The 17,486-nt window shown below is 34.3% G+C and carries 14 protein-coding genes; 4 read left to right on the forward strand and 10 right to left on the reverse strand.

What is annotated here, in order from left to right; translation table 11 throughout:
• Positions 1–497: 497 nt before the first annotated feature.
• The gene (locus KZH69_RS08010; RefSeq protein WP_255557688.1) at positions 498–1,163 is read right to left on the reverse strand and encodes a DUF4294 domain-containing protein; all 666 of its coding nucleotides are present in this window, start codon (positions 1,161–1,163) and stop codon (positions 498–500) included.
• Positions 1,164–1,247: 84 nt separating this feature from the next.
• Between KZH69_RS08010 and KZH69_RS08015 the strand changes: the two genes are divergently transcribed.
• The 4 genes from KZH69_RS08015 (at position 1,248) to KZH69_RS08030 (ending at position 5,484) form a co-directional block, all read left to right on the forward strand.
• The gene (locus tag KZH69_RS08015; RefSeq protein ID WP_219316915.1) at positions 1,248–2,336 is read left to right on the forward strand and encodes a M42 family metallopeptidase; all 1,089 of its coding nucleotides are present in this window, start codon (positions 1,248–1,250) and stop codon (positions 2,334–2,336) included.
• Between the two features lie 124 nt (positions 2,337–2,460).
• Positions 2,461–3,813, forward strand: a complete 1,353-nt coding sequence (locus KZH69_RS08020; protein ID WP_219316916.1) for a cytochrome ubiquinol oxidase subunit I — start codon at positions 2,461–2,463, stop codon at positions 3,811–3,813.
• Positions 3,814–3,823: 10 nt separating this feature from the next.
• Complete coding sequence (gene cydB, locus KZH69_RS08025; protein WP_219316917.1) at positions 3,824–4,861, forward strand: cytochrome d ubiquinol oxidase subunit II; 1,038 nt, start codon at positions 3,824–3,826, stop codon at positions 4,859–4,861.
• A gap of 26 nt (positions 4,862–4,887) precedes the next feature.
• On the forward strand, positions 4,888–5,484 hold the full coding sequence (locus KZH69_RS08030) for a DUF2238 domain-containing protein (protein ID WP_219316918.1): 597 nt from the start codon (positions 4,888–4,890) through the stop codon (positions 5,482–5,484).
• A 99-nt stretch (positions 5,485–5,583) separates the two neighbouring features.
• On the opposite strand, the gene KZH69_RS08035 is transcribed toward KZH69_RS08030, so the two are convergent.
• The 9 genes from KZH69_RS08035 to KZH69_RS08075 form a co-directional block, all read right to left on the reverse strand.
• On the reverse strand, positions 5,584–6,123 hold the full coding sequence (locus KZH69_RS08035) for a hypothetical protein (protein WP_219316919.1): 540 nt from the start codon (positions 6,121–6,123) through the stop codon (positions 5,584–5,586).
• A 92-nt stretch (positions 6,124–6,215) separates the two neighbouring features.
• Complete coding sequence (locus tag KZH69_RS08040) at positions 6,216–6,596, reverse strand: ankyrin repeat domain-containing protein (protein WP_219316920.1); 381 nt, start codon at positions 6,594–6,596, stop codon at positions 6,216–6,218.
• A gap of 364 nt (positions 6,597–6,960) precedes the next feature.
• Positions 6,961–8,871, reverse strand: coding sequence for an acetate--CoA ligase (gene acs, locus KZH69_RS08045; protein ID WP_219316921.1), 1,911 nt, complete (start codon positions 8,869–8,871; stop codon positions 6,961–6,963).
• A 411-nt stretch (positions 8,872–9,282) separates the two neighbouring features.
• Positions 9,283–10,752, reverse strand: a complete 1,470-nt coding sequence (ilvC, locus tag KZH69_RS08050) for a ketol-acid reductoisomerase (RefSeq protein ID WP_219316922.1) — start codon at positions 10,750–10,752, stop codon at positions 9,283–9,285.
• Positions 10,753–10,821: 69 nt separating this feature from the next.
• A complete protein-coding gene (gene ilvN / locus KZH69_RS08055) occupies positions 10,822–11,340 on the reverse strand; it encodes an acetolactate synthase small subunit (protein WP_219316923.1) in 519 nt (172 codons plus the stop codon).
• Positions 11,341–11,392: 52 nt separating this feature from the next.
• Entirely contained in the window at positions 11,393–13,090 is a 1,698-nt protein-coding gene (gene ilvB / locus KZH69_RS08060; protein WP_219316924.1) for a biosynthetic-type acetolactate synthase large subunit, read from the reverse strand.
• Between the two features lie 80 nt (positions 13,091–13,170).
• Positions 13,171–14,844: a dihydroxy-acid dehydratase gene (ilvD, locus tag KZH69_RS08065; protein ID WP_219316925.1), complete on the reverse strand. Its 1,674-nt coding sequence runs from the start codon at positions 14,842–14,844 to the stop codon at positions 13,171–13,173.
• Between the two features lie 274 nt (positions 14,845–15,118).
• Entirely contained in the window at positions 15,119–16,234 is a 1,116-nt protein-coding gene (gene leuB, locus KZH69_RS08070) for a 3-isopropylmalate dehydrogenase (RefSeq protein ID WP_219316926.1), read from the reverse strand.
• A 31-nt stretch (positions 16,235–16,265) separates the two neighbouring features.
• The gene (locus KZH69_RS08075; RefSeq protein WP_219316927.1) at positions 16,266–17,435 is read right to left on the reverse strand and encodes a 2-isopropylmalate synthase; all 1,170 of its coding nucleotides are present in this window, start codon (positions 17,433–17,435) and stop codon (positions 16,266–16,268) included.
• Between the last annotated feature and the right edge of the window lie 51 nt (positions 17,436–17,486).

Consider the following 17,486-nt stretch of genomic DNA (forward strand, 5'->3'; position numbering starts at 1 on the left):
TGTTGCGGGTGCAAAAGTAGCGCCTTTATTCGTGTAAACAATGACTTTTTACATTTATTTTACTTTAATTTTACACTTATTTTTTAAAACATTGATATATTGAAATTTACGAGGCATGCTTTTTGCAGATTTATAAATTTAAGCAGGGTGAATTTGGGAATCTGATCGGTTTTGCTCAGTTTTGAGGTTTGGCTTGGCGTTTTACTGCGCCCACATCACCCACAGATCTCACGGGTACGACCGATTTAAGCGGATTTTTCTTTTGGTGATTTCTCACCTATATATTAAGGTGTGGTTTTATTGTCCCGCTTCTTATGGAAACTCAAGCCCTAGCCCTGATAGAAGCGGAAATCCTTGTGAGCCGGCGTTCGGCTAACAAGATTGTAGCAGATAGCAGGAAAAGCTCCTGAGTATTGTCATTAGCTTGAAAAAAAAAAAAGAGGTAACCACCTTAGTAATTACCTCTTTTTTGTTATGATGTAGAATGCGAAAGTTTATTAATTTGCTTTTTCACTCCATGTATCTACCAATTTATCAAAATCTATTGGTTGTGCTGGCGCTTGTTTTCTTAAACGACCCGACTCAAACCCTCTTACCAATATAGTCTCTATTAAATAATCCTCGTTGACTTCGAAAGGCTGGTACTTTAATTTTAAATCAATATTAAACATACTGGCCGCAGTATTGGACCAAAATGCTTTCCAACCACTTTTGAGATTCCTTATCAAGTCATAGGTTGTCGTTCCTGTTTGTCTATCAATTAATTTGACTAAGATTTGGCCTTGCTTTTTGGAAAGCTTTTTTAATCTAGCTTCAAACTCATTGGTTAAATAATCTTCAACGATTTTGAAATATCTTTTTTTGTCCTTGTTATTGGTAAACTTCCCCATTCCTCTATTTAATGCCGTTAACCTTTCGGCAGCAATTCTAGCATAAGGGTAAGTTGCGTAAACTCTTTTTTGAAGTAACAAAAATTGTTTTCGGTCATCATCGCTCATTTTATGCCTTTCGATTACTATTTCCGGCAACACAATGGTGTCTCCAAAAATGCTATCTGCTTCAGACAATACATAACCCATCGGAGTATTATTATTTTTGGTGTCTTGTGCATAACCTGAGAGTGATACAAAAAAAGCGAAAACTAAAATTTTATAAAGATTCATGAAGGGATATTTTTAACACAAAATTATACATTAAATATAGAACTATAAAGACAAATTTCTAATTTAGCGAAAAAATAATTTATTATGAGTACTGAATCAATATTGAAAGCATCATCAATAGCTTTTTTAGAGAAATATTTGAATAACGCCTCTCCTACGGGCTTTGAAAGTGAAGGACAAAAAATATGGATGGATTATTTAAAACCATACGTAGATACTTTTATTACCGACACCTACGGAACTGCGGTTGGTGTTATTAACCCTGATGCTCCCTACAAAGTTGTTATTGAAGGTCATGCCGATGAAATTGCTTGGTATGTGAATTACATTACAGATGAAGGAATGGTTTATGTAATTCGAAACGGAGGTTCTGATCATCAAATTGCACCATCGAAACGAGTAAATATTCACACTAAAAATGGTATTGTTAAGGGAGTTTTTGGATGGCCAGCAATTCACACCCGAAACAGAGATAAGGAGGAGAATCCTAAAATCAGTAACATTTTTATCGATTTGGGTTGTGAAACCAAAGAGGAAGTTGAAAAAAGGGGAGTTCATGTAGGCTGTGTGATTACCTATCCTGATGAATTTATGATTATGAACGAAAACAAATTTGTTTGTCGTGCCATAGATAATCGAATGGGAGGATTTATGATTGCCGAAGTAGCCCGTTTATTGCACGAGAACAACATCAAACTACCTTTTGGTTTATATATTACCAATGCCGTTCAAGAGGAAGTTGGTTTAAGAGGTGCGGAAATGATTACCCAAACCATCAAACCAAATGTGGCTATTATTACAGATGTTTGCCATGATTCTACTACCCCAATGATTGACAAAAAAATTGAAGGAGATACTAAAATAGGCAAAGGACCTGTGGTTACGTATGCGCCTGCTGTTCAAAATAATTTGAGAGAATTAATTCTGGATACAGCAGTAGAGAAAAATATTCCATTTCAGCGTTTGGCTTCTTCAAGAGTCACAGGTACGGATACCGATGCATTTGCCTATAGTAATGGCGGTGTGGCTTCGGCTTTGATTTCACTACCGTTGCGATACATGCATACTACCGTCGAAATGGTCCACCGTGAGGATGTTGAAAACGTAATCAAATTGATATATGAAACATTACTGAAGATTGAGAATAACGAAACCTTCTCTTATTTTAAATAAAAAAAATTAAAGCATCATTATTTAATGGTGCTTTTTTTATAAAATTCTCTTCAGTTTTAAATCAAATAGATTTAGCTTAGACAAACCATAAATTTACAGATACTTTCAAATAAATACTTCTATCATGGATGTTGAAATACTAGCCCGCATACAATTTGCCTTCACAATTGCCTTTCATTATATCTATCCCCCATTAAGCATTGGTATTGGATTGATAATGGTAATTATGGAAGGGCTTTACCTTAAAACAGGAAATAAAGATTACGAAATTCTGACCCGCTTTTGGATTAAAATATTTGCACTAACCTTTGGTATTGGTGTAGCCACAGGAATTATAATGGAATTTGAATTTGGAACCAATTGGGCTGTGTATTCAAGATATGTTGGTGATATATTTGGTAGTGCATTAGCAGCTGAAGGATTATTTGCATTTGGTTTAGAGAGTACTTTTCTTGGAGTATTGCTTTTTGGATGGAATCGTGTAAAACCTTGGGTGCATTTTGTATCTACTTTAGGTGTTTTTTTAGGTTCTATGTTCTCTGCTGTTTGGATTGTTGTTGCAAATTCTTGGCAACAAACTCCTGCCGGTTATCATATCGTTGGCACAGGATTACATGCCCGTGCAGAAGTGACCGATTTTTGGGCAATGGTTTTCAATCCTTCAAGTGTAGACAGAATCATTCACACTTGGCAAGGTGCAATTTTAGCAGGAGCCTTTTTGGTTTTAAGCGTACATGCTTACTACATTAGAAAAGGGCGTTATGTTGAAATATCTAAAAAAGCGTTCAAAATAGGCTTAGTAGTTGCTACTGTTTTTTCACTTACCCAATTGATTTCCGGTCACAGTACCGCAGATGGAGTTGCTGTTAATCAACCTGCAAAACTGGCCACAATGGAAGGCCATTTCGAAAAAGACAAACCTGCCGATTTATATCTTCTGGGCTGGGTCGATAAAGAAAATCAAAAAGTAACTGGTATTGGAATTCCAGGCGGATTATCATTCTTGGTACATCAGGATTTTAATGCACCCATAAAAGGATTAAATAATTTTCCGGTTGAAGACAGACCTAGTCAAATAAATGCCGTTTTTCAATTTTACCACATCATGGTTGCCATTGGAATGGCATTAATAGGGCTTACATTATATGCCAGTTTTTTATGGTGGCGAGGAAGATTATTTGAAACAAAATGGCTTTTATGGATTTTTTCCTTTGCTGTAATTTTACCCCAAATAGCCAATCAGGTTGGATGGTTTACAGCTGAAATGGGTAGACAGCCATGGGTAGTTTATGGGCAATTGCGTACTAGTCATGCATTCTCTCAAGAGGTTACCTCCAACCAAATCGTATTCTCATTGGTTATGTTTACAGTGGTGTATTCTCTATTATTAGCCTTGTTTTTATATACCGTCAACAAAAAAATCAAACATGGCCCCTATGACGAATCAAAAACCCCTGTAACGTTCAAATCCTTTTAATCTTTATAGTATGGAAACTTTTTTAGGAATTGATTATCCTACATTGTGGTATTTAGTAATCGGATTATTGTTTTCGGGTTATGCAATATTAGAAGGTTTTGATTTTGGAGCAGGTGCTTGGCATTTATTTTTTAGAAAAGATTTAAGTCGAAGAATTGCAATAAACGCAATTGCTCCCGTTTGGGATGCCAATCAGGTATGGCTAATTATTGGCGGTGGGGCATTATTTGCAGGATTCCCTGTTATGTATGCTACCATGTTATCGGCAATGTACGTCCCGTTTATGCTCTTTTTAATGCTAAATGTACTTCGTGCCGCTGCTATTAAATTTAGAAGTGTCGAAGAAATGAAATGGTGGAGAAACAGTTGGGACATCATTTATAGTGTTTCAAGCATCCTGATTGCATTTTTGTTGGGAGTTGTTTTAGGTAATATTTTGCAAGGTTTCGCTTTAGGTCCCAATTTTAGTTATCAAGGTGGTGTGTTTTTCTCTTTTTTAAATCCTTATGCCATAATGGTTGGATTTACTACTCTTTCAATTTTCATGACACAAGGTGCAATCTATCTTTTATTAAAAACAGAAGGAAGATTACACGCCAGACTCACATTTTTACTCAAAAAAGGAATGATATTCTTTATCATCAGCTTTGGAATTACAACACTTTATACATTAGTTTTTATTCCGGAAGTTACTGCCAATTTTAGGGCTAATCCGGTTTATTTCATTGTTCCTGTTATTTCATTTTTGGCTGTGGCCAATGTTCCTAGATTGGTTTCAAAAAAACAATACATGCTGGCATTGATATTTTCGTCATTAACAATGGCTTTTTTGCTGATTCTTGTTGCCTTGCAATTATATCCAACCTTACTAATCTCTACAATTGACCCAAAATTTAGCGTAACAATTTACAATGCGGCTTCTTCTCAAAAATCATTGGGAATTATGTTGACTATTGTTGCCATTGGTGCTCCTTTATTAGCCGCTTATTTTTTCTTTTTGTACAGAACGTTCAATGGAAAAGTAAAACTTGATGATACAAGTTACTAAATTAACCAGTTTTTAAAAATCAACAAATGAAATACATCTACCTACTACTAACCATATTTGGAGTTACTTTACTTTGGTCAATTATCAATCCGAAAGAAAATTTTACCTGTTTCTTAGAAATTATTCCAGCAATAATTGGATTAGTGATTTTGGTTTTGACCTTCAAAAAATTTCGATTCAGCAATTTTACTTATACTTTGATTTTAATTCATTGTATGATTCTCTTTATCGGTGGACATTACACCTATGCCGAAGTTCCCTTTTTTGATTACATCAAAGAGATCTTTCATCAAAGTCGGAATAATTATGACAAGGTTGGTCATTTTGCACAAGGTTTTGTACCTGCAATGATTATTCGAGAATTATTTATTCGAAAAAAGGTAGTTGCCAACCAAAGCTTTTTCAACTTTATAATTGTTTGCATTTGCTTGGCAATTAGTGCTGCTTACGAGTGGATTGAATGGTTTGTTTCTATTGCTACAGGAGGTGGTGGAGATGCTTTTTTAGGAACACAAGGATATGTTTGGGACACACAATCGGATATGCTGTTCGCTACTATTGGAGCTATCGTCGCTTTATTACTATTTTCAAAAATGCAAGACAAGCAACTTATAAAAATATAACATATTTATAGCGCATAAAAAAAGCATCATTATACTCTTTATAATGGTGCTTTTTTAAAGTCCCTAAATAAGCTCTTGCTTATTTCACCAAGTTTTTACTTAATTCATTCCAATAAATCTTTTAGAATTAAATGTATTATTCAACAAAGAATTACTATTTATTTTTTTGAAATTCAATGGTCTTACTTCGTTACTTTCAGAACTTTCAATGATCAATTCAAGTTCTGTTATTTCATCTTCTAATGTTTTTTCTCCATAAAGAGGACAAGTTTCATTTGAAACAGTATTCTCAATAATTAAATCAGATTGAGCGATTATTTCTTTCATTGATTCTTCATAAGCCATGAATTCCAAATCATCTGAAGTTGCATTCTCAATGATTTTGTCTCCTTCAGCTATAGTTTCTTTAACTGTTTTGCGATTATATGCAATAACTTTTTCTGGATTGAACACTTCTGCATCAGTGCTTAAAGAAGGCTTAACTATTTTTACTTTCTCAGTTAAAAATACCCCTCCATTATCATCAGCAAATATCCCGTCTTTAAGTGAACTAACTGGTCTGCCAACACTATTTGTTGCATTACAAAAATTAGTTAATGACACTAATGTTATTCCTAAAATAAAAAGTGAATTTTTCATGATTATTTTGATTTGATTGATTGTTTGATTGATTGATTTTTTTTTTTTTAAAATGGGACATCACATTTGATAATGTCCCATTGTACTTTTTTTTAGTTTTGTTTCAAAAGTTGAATAGCTTCATTTGCATTTGATAACTCAGCATATTTTAAAGCAGTAAATCCATTTTCGTCTTTTTCATTTAAACGAGCTCCTTTTGAAAGCAAAAATTTAATTATCTCAGTTTTGTTATAACGAGCAGCAATCATTAATGGACTCATACCATTTGATTTCTCATTTATATCAGCACCATATTCAATAAACTTTTTTACGGACTCTATATCTCCTTTGCTAATAGCAACACTCAAAGGTGTTATTGTTTCATTGAATACTACTTTGTGCGTAACTTTAGAAAATGAATTTCCATTTGAAGCTAAAGAAACATTTGCAAAAGCGACTAAAGCTACTCCTAAATAAACGATTGATTTTTTCATAATAATTGATTTTTGATTGATGATTGATTAATTAAACTAGAAACATATAATAATATCCTATGCAAATATATGTCTTAAAAAAGGTATTATGCATCACACAGTACTTAAATTTAGCATTTTTTTAACGTTTTAGATGGATTTACTAGAGAAATTAAAGTACACTATCTATTTGCTCCATACATTTGAACATGAAACATATCAATTCTAAAAAGTTACTATTCAATAGACTTAATATCAAAAGCAATGTTACTCCTATTAGTAAAGAATTAACATTTCATGCTAAAAATTTAGTTTTGAATTTGGCATAAAAAAAACTGCTTCAAAATTTGAAGCAGTTTATATAGCATTTAAGAGGAAATTAATGTTACACTATCTTTCCTTTAACAATTTCCTCAACAATTTCAGGATTTAATAAAGTTGTAATATCCCCAAAGTTTGAATAATCACCTTCGGCAATCTTGCGCAAAATTCGACGCATAATTTTTCCAGATCTTGTTTTTGGTAAACCAGTAACGTATTGGATTTTGTCTAGTTTGGCTATTGGTCCAATGTGATCTGACACATGTTGATTAATCTCTTTGGTTAAGTTTTCTCTATCTCTGTACTCTCCCGACTCTTTTAATATAACATAACCATACAAAGCATTTCCTTTGACATCATGAGGAAAACCAACAATTGCAGACTCTGCAACAGCTGGATGCTCATTAATAGCATCTTCAATAGGAGCTGTTCCAAGATTATGTCCAGAAACAATCACCACATCATCTACACGTCCTGTAATTCTATAATAACCAACTTCGTCACGCAAAGCTCCATCACCCGTAAAATATTTACCAGGAAAAGCAGAGAAATATGTGTCTTTATATCTTTGATGATCTCCCCAAATAGTCCTTGCTATACCTGGCCAAGGAAATTTGATACACAAACTTCCATCTACTTGATTTCCTTCTATCTCATTGCGCTTATCATCCATTAAAACAGGTTGAATTCCAGGCAATGGCAATGTAGCATATGTCGGTTTTGTTGGTGTAATAAAGGCCATAGGTGCAATCATAATACCACCCGTTTCCGTTTGCCACCAAGTATCTACAACTGGGCACCTCTTCCCCCCTACGTGGTCATTGTACCAGTGCCAAGCTTCTTCATTGATAGGCTCACCAACTGAACCAATAACTTTCAATGATTTTAATGGAAATTTTTGAACGTAAGATAAATTTTCTTTAGCCAAAGCACGAATGGCTGTAGGTGCTGTATAGAATTGAGTAACTTTATGCTTCTCGATTGTTTCCCAAAAACGGCTAAAATCAGGATAGGAAGGAATTCCTTCAAATATTACAGTAGTAGCTCCATTTAATAATGGCCCATAAAGAATATAAGAGTGACCTGTAATCCAGCCGATATCAGCAGTACACCAAAAAACGTCATTCTCTTCATAATTAAATACATTTTTAAAAGTATAGGCTGTATAAACCATATAACCAGCCGTTGTATGAACCATACCTTTAGGCTTACCCGTCGAACCTGAAGTATATAATATAAACAACGGATCTTCGGCATCCATAATCTCGGCAACACTATTGTTGATTGCTTTGTCAAGAAGTGGTGCCAACCATTGGTCACGACCCGCTTTCATACTGATTGCAGCATTTGTTCTTTTGGTTACCAAAACAGAAGTAACAGATGGGCAATTTTCTAAAGCATCATCAATAATTCCTTTTAAATCAATAGTTTTATTTCCACGAAATCCACCATCAGATGTAATTACCATTTTACATTCACTGTCATTAATTCTTGAAGCTACTGCCGTTGCTGAAAACCCTGCAAATATAACAGAATGTATCGCTCCAATTCGGGCACAAGCCAAAACTGACACAGCCAATTCAGGTATCATTGGCAGGTAAATACAAACACGATCCCCTTTTGTTATACCTTGCTCGCGCAAAACATTTGCCATTTTTGAAACACGCTCGTATAATTCGTTATAACTTATATGCAATGCTTCTTCAGAAGGATCATTAGGTTCAAAAATGATTGCTGTTTTTTCTCCTTTTTTAGCCAAATGTCTATCAATACAGTTCTTAGTAATATTAACTTTTGCATCAACAAACCATTTAACTTCGGCATCAGCCATATTAAAATCGACAACTTTGTCCCAGTATTGATACCATGTGAAGTTCTCCTCTGCAATTTTTCCCCAAAATTTTCGAGGTTCACGTATCGATTTATTATAATGTTTAAAGTATTGTTCTAAACTATCAATTTTAAAATAACTCATCTTTTTTAATTTTTTATAAAAGTATTAAATCTCTGCGGTTTTCAAAACTATTAATTTATAAAATATTTAGATTAAATAATAAAAAATGGCACTTCTTCAAAATTTATTGATTTTTTAATAACCTTTTATATTTTTTAGGGTATTTAAAACAAGAAAAAAGGCATAATAGAAAACTAAAATGCCCTTTTATTAACAATATTTAACAACAATTTTATTCTTCTTTTGAAATTTCAGAATAACTAGGGATTACTTCACTTAACTTACAGCTCGTTTGAAGTTAAGTGAATGTAATATGCATAAATATCTTTCAATTATCCTATAAGTGCTTACTAATTCAAAATATTTAAACCTATTTGATATTATGCAAATCCCAGCACACCCTCATGTGTGGTAATCCTAAAATTATTTTTATTATCCTATTTTCTTCATTGCAGTCATTGATTCTCTCAACCAAGCACCAACTTCTTCAATTGGATGTTGACGAATACTTTTATTCACAGCGATAAGTACTGCATTGTCTACACCATTCGAAGTAGAAAAAGGTTTCCCGATAATATTGGTTTCAACCGTTTTCATGAATTCAGTCAATAATGGTTTACAAGCATGATCAAATAAATAACAACCGTACTCTGCTGTATCCGAAATAACACGGTTCATTTCAAACAATTTTTTTCTTGCAATTGTGTTTGCAATCAAAGGTAATTCGTGTAATGATTCATAATACGCTGATTCTTCAATAATACCAGCTTCTGTCATCGTTTCAAAAGCCAATTCTACACCTGCTTTTACCATGGCAATCATTAAAACTCCATTATCAAAATATTCTTGCTCTGAAATTGCAGCAGTTGTTGGAGCCGTTTTTTCAAAATTAGTCTCTCCAGTTGCTGCTCTCCATGTTAATAAATTAACATCATCATTTGCCCAGTCAATCATCATGTTTCTAGAAAACTCTCCAGACATAATATCATCCTGATGTTTTTGAAATAAAGGACGCATAATGTCTTTTAATTCATCTGCTAATTCATAAGCTTCAATTTTTGAAGGATTAGAAAGACGATCCATCATATTAGTGATTCCTCCATGTTTCAAAGCTTCCGTGATAGTTTCCCATCCGTATTGAATTAATTTTGAAGCATAACCCGATTCAATTCCTTTTTCAACCATTTTATCAAAACATAAAATAGATCCAGTTTGCAATAATCCACAAAGGATAGTTTGCTCACCCATTAAATCTGATTTTACTTCAGCTACAAATGAAGAACGTAAAACACCTGCTCTATTACCTCCAGTAGCAACTGCATACGCTTTTGCTTGCTCTAATCCTTCTCCATTTGGATCATTTTCAGGGTGAACAGCGATAAGAGTTGGTACACCAAAACCTCTTTTGTATTCTTCACGTACTTCAGAGCCAGGACATTTTGGAGCGCACATAATAACAGTTAAGTCTTTACGAATTTGCATTCCTTCTTCAACGATATTAAATCCATGAGAATAAGCCAAAGTAGCTCCTTGTTTCATCAATGGCATAATTGCAGTAACTACAGCGGTGTGTTGTTTATCTGGCGTAAGATTACAAACCAAATCAGCTGTTGGGATTAATTCTTCATAAGTTCCCACTTTGAAACCATTATCAGTAGCATTTTTAAAAGAAGCTCTTTTTTCAGCGATAGCGTCAGCGCGTAAAGCATAAGAAATATCCAAACCTGAATCTCTCATGTTCAAACCTTGGTTCAAACCTTGAGCTCCACAACCTACAATGACTACTTTTTTTCCTGCCAATGCAGTTATTCCATTTGCAAATTCTGATTGATCCATGAATTCGCAAACTCCTAATTGTTCTAATTGTAATCTAAGTGGTAATGAATTGAAATAATTTGCCATTTTTTTTAATATTTAATGAATGTAAAATTTTAATAATTAATTTATAAAATCGAAAGCTGCTTTTTTTTACTAAAGTGCTTCCAATAATGTTGATATTTCCATTTTTTCTTTCGAAATCGATATTCTTCCCGAACGAACAAACTGCATAATTCCAAAAGGCTTAAGTTTTGCGTATAATTCTTCAATTTCAGAACGTTTACCTGATTTTGAAATCACAAAAAACTCTCTTGATACCGTAACAATTTCAGATTTACTGTCTTTAATGATGTTCTGAATTTGTCTTTCGTCAAAAAGCAAGCTTGATTCAATTTTGAAAATTGCACTTTCCAAAAAGATAGTCTCTTCATCGATGTGGTAAAATGCTTTAATAACTTCAATTTGTTTTTCTATCTGGCCAACTATGTTTTGAACCCATTTTTCAGTGGTGTTTACAACAATTACAAATCGTGAAACATTTTCAATTTCAGATTCCGAAACATTTAGACTCAATATGTTGATGTGGCGTTTCAAGAATATACCTGATATTCTGTTTAATAAGCCAACGTTATTTTCTGAATAAACAGAAATGGTGAACATTTTATTTTCCATACTATTTTATGTTTAGTGGGCTAATCGATTAACGCTTAACCTCAATAACGTTTTAATTCAATCTTATATCTGAAACCGAAGCTCCTGTTGGTATCATCGGGAATACGTTATTCTCTTTCTCTACCATTACTTCCAGGAAGTAAGAATCTTTAGAAGCCATCATTTCGGCAACGGCAGCATCTAGATCTTCACGTTTCGTTACTTTTTTTGATTTGATATAATACCCTTCAGCAATTGCAATAAAATTAGGGTTTATCATTTTCGTTGAAGCATATCTATTGTCGAAAAAAAGCTCCTGCCATTGACGTACCATTCCCAAAAATTCATTGTTCAATACCACTATTTTAACTGGAACTTGAGTTTGAAAAATAGTGCCCAATTCTTGAATTGTCATTTGAAAACCACCGTCACCAATAATAGCTACCACTTCTCTTTCTGGCATTCCCATTTTGGCACCAATAGCAGCCGGCAAAGCAAATCCCATTGTTCCTAAACCTCCAGAAGTAATATTACTTTTGGATTTATTGAATTTAGAATAGCGACAAGTAAACATTTGGTGTTGTCCCACATCCGACACCATGATAGCATCACCATTAGAGTGTTTATTGATCATTTCTATAGTTTCTCCCATAGAAATTCCGCGATCGTTGGTTGGAGCTAACTCTTCATTGATAACAGCTTCCAATTCGATTTTATACTTTTCTTTGAACTCGTTGTGCCATGATTCATGCGATTTTTTATCGATTAATGGAATCAAAGCGGTTAATGCTTCTTTAACATCTGCTAACACCGCAACTGTGGTTTTAACGTTTTTATCGACTTCGGCAGGATCAATTTCAAAGTGTATCACTTTGGCTTGCTTCGCATATGTTGCCAAATTTCCTGTCACACGGTCATCAAAACGCATTCCCAATGCAATCAATACGTCGCATTCATTCGTTAAGATGTTTGGACCATAGTTTCCATGCATTCCTAACATTCCAACATTCAACGGATGATCTGTCGGTAAAGCTGAAAGTCCTAAAATTGTCCAAGCAGCGGGAATACCTGATTTTTCAACCAATTCTTTTAATTGCTCTTCGGCTTCGCCAAGAATAATTCCTTGACCAAAAACGATATAAGGCTTTTTGGCATTATTTATTAAATCCGCCGCTTCCTTTACTTTTTCAAGATTTAAAGTTGGTTTCGGAGTATAACTTCTGATGCTGGTACATTTTTCATAACTAAAATCAAGTTCGTCAAATTGAGCATTTTTGGTAATATCTATTAATACTGGCCCAGGACGTCCTGAGCGCGCTATAAAAAAAGCTTTTGCAATAATCTCAGGAATTTCACGTGCTTCAGTCACTTGATAGTTCCATTTGGTAACTGGTGTCGATATTCCTATAATATCTGTTTCTTGAAAAGCGTCCGATCCCAATAAATGTTTTCCTACTTGACCAGTGATACATACTATAGGAGTGGAATCAATTTGAGCATCTGCTATCCCAGTGACCAAATTAGTGGCACCTGGTCCCGAAGTAGCTATTGCAACTCCAACTTTTCCTGTCGCTCTTGCATACCCTTGTGCGGCATGAGTAGCACCTTGTTCGTGACGAACCAAAACGTGATGCAATTGATCTTGAAATTTATATAATTCGTCATAAACAGGCATTATCGCTCCTCCGGGATAACCATAAACGAGGTCAACTCCTTCAGCCAATAAGCATCTGATAACGGCTTCTGCTCCTGATATTCTATTATTTTCCATTTTTTATTTTTTTAGCTTTTTGCAAATTTCTATTTTGCCATAGCTTTATAACTTTTTTATGACCTACTTATAGGTTTAGACTATTTATCGGTAACACATCCTGTCGATGCGCTTGACACAGATCTTGCGTATTTCAAAAGAACCCCTTTTGTTGCTTTTAAAGGCGGTTGTACCCAATTGGCACGTCTTCTTGCAAATTCTTCTTCACTTATTTTCAAGTTTATGGTATTTTTTACAGCATCAATAGCGATTAAATCACCATCCTTAACTAATGCAATACCTCCACCATCATATGCCTCTGGTGTTATGTGACCGACCACAAATCCATGTGAACCTCCAGAGAATCTACCATCAGTAATCAAAGCAACACTGCTTCCTAATCCAGCTCCCATAATGGCGGATGTTGGCTTTAGCATTTCAGGCATCCCTGGACCACCTTTTGGCCCACAATATCTTATGACGACTACATCGCCTGGTTTTACCTTCCCATTTTGAATACCTGGAATAACCGTAAATTCACTCTCAAAAACAACTGCAGTACCTTCAAAATATTCTCCTTCTTTTCCGCTTATTTTAGCAACGCAACCTTCTGATGCCAAGTTCCCGTATAATATTTGGATGTTTCCTGTCGATTTTAAAGCTTTTTGAATCTCAAAAATAACTTCTTGACCATCTTGTAAATCAGGAATACTTGCTAAATTTTCAGCTACTGTTTTCCCCGTTACTGTCAAACAATCACCGTGAATAAATCCTTCTTTCAATAAATATTTCATTACTGCAGGAATACCTCCAACAGCATGTAAATCTTCCATCATGTATTTTCCGCTTGGCTTCAAATCTGCAAGTACCGGTGTTTTATCACTGATTGCTTGAAAATCTGCTAAAGTAATTTCGATATCTACCGAATGTGCCATAGCTATTAAGTGCATTACCGCATTTGTTGAACCTCCCAAAACAGCAACAATGGTGATTGCGTTTTCAAAAGCTTTACGAGTCATAATGTCCCTAGGCTTAATATCTTTCTCCAACAATATTCTGATAGCTTTTCCCGCATCAAGACATTCTTGTTTTTTTTCATCGCTTAAAGCTGGATTTGACGAACTGTATGGCAAACTCATCCCTAAAGCTTCAATAGCAGAAGACATAGTATTAGCAGTGTACATACCACCACAAGCCCCAGGACCAGGACAAGAATTTTGAATCACTCCTTTAAAGTCTTCATCAGAAATTGTGTTTTGGAACTTTTTGCCTAATGCTTCAAAAGCCGAAACGATATTGAGACTTTCGCCTTTCCATTTTCCAGAATGAATCGTACCACCGTAAACCATAAGAGCTGGGCGATTTACTCTTCCCATAGCAATTAAGGCACCCGGCATATTTTTATCACAACCCGGAATAGCAATCAAACTATCATACCATTGCGCTCCCATAACCGTTTCAATAGAATCGGCAATTACATCACGGGAAACCAATGAAAAACGCATACCGTCAGTACCGTTTGAAATTCCATCACTAACACCAATAGTATTAAATATCAGCCCAACAAGATCGGCATCCCAGACACCTTGCTTGACATCTTTGGCTAGATCGTTCAAGTGCATATTACAAGTATTTCCTTCATACCCCATACTTACAATACCAACCTGAGCTTTTTTTAGATCTTCCTCTGTCAAACCAATTCCGTACAACATCGCTTGTGCTGCTGGTTGTGTAACATCTTGTGTAATCGTCTTGCTGTATTTATTTAATTCCATTCTATGTTAATTTGTGTATTTAAATTTTTATCTAAAAAAAAACCTCCCAAAATTATGGGAGGTTTTAAATATGTTTTCACTTATATTTATACCAATCCCTTTTCATATGTGATAATCACAATGACACTTAGAACTACAAGGATGTTGGTAATGCGTTTCATTTTTTTATTTTTAACTCTGCAAAAGTATTAAAAACAAATTCAATAAAAAAACATTTTATCAACAAACTACGAGTCTTTAGTGATATAATGCAATGTTTTATGATTTTTATTAACTAAACAATAGTTGATTGCCCAATTTGAACATTATCGTTTTTAAAATACAAATCATCTTTACTTAATATGACGTTTGAAATAAAATCTCCAACATCATTAGTTCCAAATCTTGAACCTGGGTTTAAATCAATAGTAACCACTTTATATTCAATAGCTTTTTCTACAGCTTCATAAACTTTTTTCGCTTCTTTTTCTAAACCAAAATGTTGCAATAACATAGCAGCCGATAAAATAGAAGCAATAGGGTTGGCTATATTCTTCCCTTTAGCTTGAGGATACGACCCATGAATAGGTTCAAAAAGGGCATTTTTATCGCCAATTGAAGCTGATGCCATTAAACCAATAGATCCCATAATTGCACAAGCTTCATCCGACAGAATATCACCAAATAAATTTTCGGTTAATATGACGTCATATTGTTTCGGATCTGTGATTATTTGCATCGCCACATTGTCAATATATTGGCATTCCAATTTCACATCTGGATATTGTGTTGCAATTTTTTTGACAATTTTTCTCCACAATCTAGAAGTCTCCAGTACATTCGCTTTATCCACTAATGTTACTTTTTTTCTTCTGCTTTGTGCCGCTTTGAAGGCTTGGTGCGTAATACGATTGATTTCATTTTCAGAATACTCACATATATCTGATGCGAAAGTCCCTTCTTCATTAATTACTTTTTCACCATAATAGGATCCTCCCGTCAATTCTCTGAAAATAACAAAATCCACATTTTCAATAACTTCTTTTTTAATAGGAGAAGCATCCAATAGATTTTTAAAAGGTTTTATAGGTCTAATATTTGCATAAAGTCCTAATTCTTTTCTAAGTCTTAACAATCCTTGTTCTGGACGAATTTTAGCGTCGGGATTGTTATCGTATTTTGGATTTCCAATAGCTCCAAACAAAACAGCATCTGTATTTAAACAAAGATTTAATGTTTGTTCTGGCAATGGACTTCTTGTTTTTTCAATGGCAGTTGCTCCTATTAAAGCATCCTCAAAAATAAATTCATGATCATAGGCAACACTAATAGCATACAATGCTTTTTTAGCCTGCAAAATAACCTCCGGTCCAATTCCATCTCCTGCAAGTACAGCTATTTTTAAGTTCATAATATTTATTTTTTAGAAGTAATTTTTACTATTAATAGTTATTTACGTATATCTTACTAACTTCAATAATTTGATGAATATCATGATCCAAAACTTCTTTCTTGATATCGGCAAATTTTAAAAACTCAATATACACTATATCCAATTGCACTTTAGTAAGTTCGTAACCTACTTTTTTGGCTCTGTAAGCCAAAGCTGCTCTACCGCTTCTTGCTGTAAGAATAATAGACGACTCATTGACACCAACATCTAAAGGATCCATAATCTCATAAGTAGCTCTATTCTTAATCACACCGTCTTGGTGAATTCCAGAACTGTGTGCAAAAGCATTAGCTCCAACAATTGCTTTATTTGGCTGTACTATCATTCCCATACTTTCAGAAACCAATCGGCTCATTTCGTTCAATTGCTTACTATCAATATCAGTATATAAATTCAAATAAGGATGTTGTTTAAAAATCATAACCACTTCTTCAAGTGCTGTATTTCCAGCTCTCTCCCCTATTCCATTAATCGTACATTCTATTTGACGTGCGCCATTAACTGCACCAGCAATTGAATTGGCAGTTGCCATTCCTAAATCATTATGACAGTGACAAGAAAGGATTACATTTTCAATACCTTTTACATTTTCTCTAAGGTATTTAATTTTTGCACCGTATTCTTCTGGCAAACAATATCCAGTTGTATCAGGTATATTTAGAACTGTGGCACCCGATTTGATTACTTCTTCACAAACTTTTGCCAAGAAAGCATTTTCGGTTCTACCGGCATCTTCTGCATAAAACTCAACATCCTCTACATATTTCTTTGCGTGAGCAACTGCATGCTTTGCTCTTGCAATGACATCATCACGAGTAGTTTGTAATTTGTGGATAATGTGTGAATCAGAAGTTCCGATTCCTGTATGTATTCTAGGTTTAACTGCATGTTTCAAAGCAGCTGCAGCTACATCAATATCATTCTCCACTGCTCTTGTAAGACCACAAACTGTAGCATTTTTAACAATTTTACAAATCTCTGAAACAGATAAAAAATCACCGGGACTAGAAACAGGGAAACCAGCTTCAATAATATCTACACCCATTTCGTCAAGACGATTTGCAATAACGAGTTTTTGGTTGGTGTCTAATTTACATCCTGGGACTTGTTCTCCGTCTCTTAAAGTGGTATCAAAAATTTGGACTTTCTCTCTATTCATTTTAATATATTTAATGTAATTTCACATCTTAAAACAAAAATAGTTTTCATT

It is taken from the genome of Flavobacterium taihuense (genome assembly GCF_019351435.1).
Lineage (GTDB): Bacteria > Bacteroidota > Bacteroidia > Flavobacteriales > Flavobacteriaceae > Flavobacterium > Flavobacterium taihuense.

Bases quoted from the DNA above. Each gene is read 5' to 3' on its own strand.
- KZH69_RS08010 (WP_255557688.1), bottom strand. From the start codon at position 1,163: ATGAATCTTTATAAAATTTTAGTTTTCGCTTTTTTTGTATCACTCTCA.
- KZH69_RS08015 (WP_219316915.1), top strand. From the start codon at position 1,248: ATGAGTACTGAATCAATATTGAAAGCATCATCAATAGCTTTTTTAGAG.
- KZH69_RS08020 (WP_219316916.1), top strand. From the start codon at position 2,461: ATGGATGTTGAAATACTAGCCCGCATACAATTTGCCTTCACAATTGCC.
- cydB (WP_219316917.1), top strand. From the start codon at position 3,824: ATGGAAACTTTTTTAGGAATTGATTATCCTACATTGTGGTATTTAGTA.
- KZH69_RS08030 (WP_219316918.1), top strand. From the start codon at position 4,888: ATGAAATACATCTACCTACTACTAACCATATTTGGAGTTACTTTACTT.
- KZH69_RS08035 (WP_219316919.1), bottom strand. From the start codon at position 6,123: ATGAAAAATTCACTTTTTATTTTAGGAATAACATTAGTGTCATTAACT.
- KZH69_RS08040 (WP_219316920.1), bottom strand. From the start codon at position 6,596: ATGAAAAAATCAATCGTTTATTTAGGAGTAGCTTTAGTCGCTTTTGCA.
- acs (WP_219316921.1), bottom strand. From the start codon at position 8,871: ATGAGTTATTTTAAAATTGATAGTTTAGAACAATACTTTAAACATTAT.
- ilvC (WP_219316922.1), bottom strand. From the start codon at position 10,752: ATGGCAAATTATTTCAATTCATTACCACTTAGATTACAATTAGAACAA.
- ilvN (WP_219316923.1), bottom strand. From the start codon at position 11,340: ATGGAAAATAAAATGTTCACCATTTCTGTTTATTCAGAAAATAACGTT.
- ilvB (WP_219316924.1), bottom strand. From the start codon at position 13,090: ATGGAAAATAATAGAATATCAGGAGCAGAAGCCGTTATCAGATGCTTA.
- ilvD (WP_219316925.1), bottom strand. From the start codon at position 14,844: ATGGAATTAAATAAATACAGCAAGACGATTACACAAGATGTTACACAA.
- leuB (WP_219316926.1), bottom strand. From the start codon at position 16,234: ATGAACTTAAAAATAGCTGTACTTGCAGGAGATGGAATTGGACCGGAG.
- KZH69_RS08075 (WP_219316927.1), bottom strand. From the start codon at position 17,435: ATGAATAGAGAGAAAGTCCAAATTTTTGATACCACTTTAAGAGACGGA.